Annotated in this window: 1 protein-coding gene; it reads left to right on the forward strand. The window is 62.2% G+C overall.

Annotation, left to right across the window (positions count from 1 at the left end; translation table 11 throughout):
• Positions 1-1,389 (forward strand): M20/M25/M40 family metallo-hydrolase (locus A2I95_RS34785; RefSeq protein WP_291737128.1); only part of this gene is annotated, 1,389 nt, incomplete at its 5' end.
• Positions 1,390-1,854: the final 465 nt, after the last annotated feature.

The raw sequence follows: 1,854 nt of genomic DNA on the forward strand, positions 1-1,854 counted from the left end.
GCACTGAATGATGTTCTGGACCGGATCGACACAGAGCTGGACGCCGCCACCGAACGGCTGATGGACCTGCTGCGGATCCAGTCGATTTCCACCGATCCCGCCTTTAAGGCCGACTGCGACAAGGCCGCCGACTGGCTGGTGGCTGACCTCAACGCCATCGGCATCAAGGCGCAGAAGCGCGCCACCCCCGGCCATCCGATGGTGGTCGGCCATGTGGGCGAAGAAAACACTGACGCGCCGCATGTGCTGTTCTACGGCCACTATGATGTGCAGCCGGTGGATCCGCTGAACCTTTGGAACACGCCGCCGTTTGAACCGCAACTGGAGGAAACCCCGAACGGCACCGTGATCCGCGGCCGCGGATCGTCGGACGACAAGGGCCAGCTGATGACCTTTGTTGAGGCCTGCCGCGCCTGGAAGGCCGTGAACGGCTCCCTGCCCTGCCGCATCACTTTCTTCTTTGAAGGTGAAGAAGAATCCGGCTCGCCCTCGCTGATCCCCTTCATGGAAGCCAACGCGGCAGAGCTGAAAGCCGACCTCGCACTGATTTGCGACACCTCGATGGTGTCGCGCGGGGTGCCGTCGATCTCCTCGCAGCTGCGCGGCATGCTGAAGGACGAATTCACCATCGTCGGCCCGCGCATCGACCTGCACTCCGGCCACTATGGCGGCCCCGGCCTGAACCCGCTGCGCACCCTGTCGGAGATCGTAGCCTCCTTCTATGACACTGACACCGGCCGCGTCGCAGTGGACGGCTTCTATGACGGTGTGCATGAAGTCCCCGAAGACCAGCTGCGCCAGTGGCAGACCTGCGGCTTCAATGAAGGTGAATACCTGAACTCGGTCGGCTACTCGCAGCCGCACGGCGAAAAGGCATATTCCACCCTGGAACAGCAATGGGCCCGCCCGACGCTGGAGGTGAACGGGCTTTGGGGCGGCTACAACGGTGCCGGTTCCAAAACCGTGATCCCGTCAGAGGCGCACTGCAAAATCACCTGCCGCTTGGTCGGCGACATGGACCCCGATGCGCTGCGCGACAAAATCCGCAAACACGTCGCGGACCAACTGCCTGCGGATGCCACGGTGCGCTGGGACAATGACCTGGAAGGCTCCCGTGCCGCGGTGATGAACATCGCCCGCCCCGAGTTCGAGGCCGCCCGCGGCGCGCTGTCGGATGAATGGGAGCGTGAAGCAGTGTTCTGCGGCATGGGCGGCTCGATCCCGATCGCCGGCTTCTTCAAGTCGATCCTGAACATGGACGCGATGCTGATCGGCTTTGCCAACGACGACGACGCAATCCATTCGCCGAATGAGAAATACGACCTGAAAAGCTTCCACAAAGGCATCCGGTCCTGGGCCCGCGTCCTGGACGCCCTGTCGCGCAAGTAACCGGTGCCGGGCGGACGCTCTTCAGGGCTCCGCCCGGACAATCACCGGACAATCAAAAGCACTGCTTTGGGACTCGGAATGAGACTTTCAAACCGGGTACATTCAAACCTTGCCGTGGCAACGGCCTCCATTCTGCCTGTGCCTTAAAATGCAGCCAAAGCCAATGACGGCCTCCCGCCCGTCATCAAGCCTCTTGCGAGGCCCTCTTCCCGTTGCGCCTGGCGCCGTGCCTCGGCACGGCGCCGGACCTGCACCCAGTACCGCCGTTTGTCTCCCATCCCTTTATCGGATTAAGAGTTGATTATCCGAACCGTCCGATACTGCATATGATTTCTGCCGCAACAGCGGACTACGATGGGAGACAGCAGATGGCACAAAGCAGATTCAACCGCCCGCCCGGTTTCGAAGGCAACCAGACTGACCCGGAAGAAAGCTACCGCGCCGGCTACCAGCACGGCACCCGCG

The sequence above is a fragment of the Leisingera sp. F5 genome (assembly GCF_001593695.1).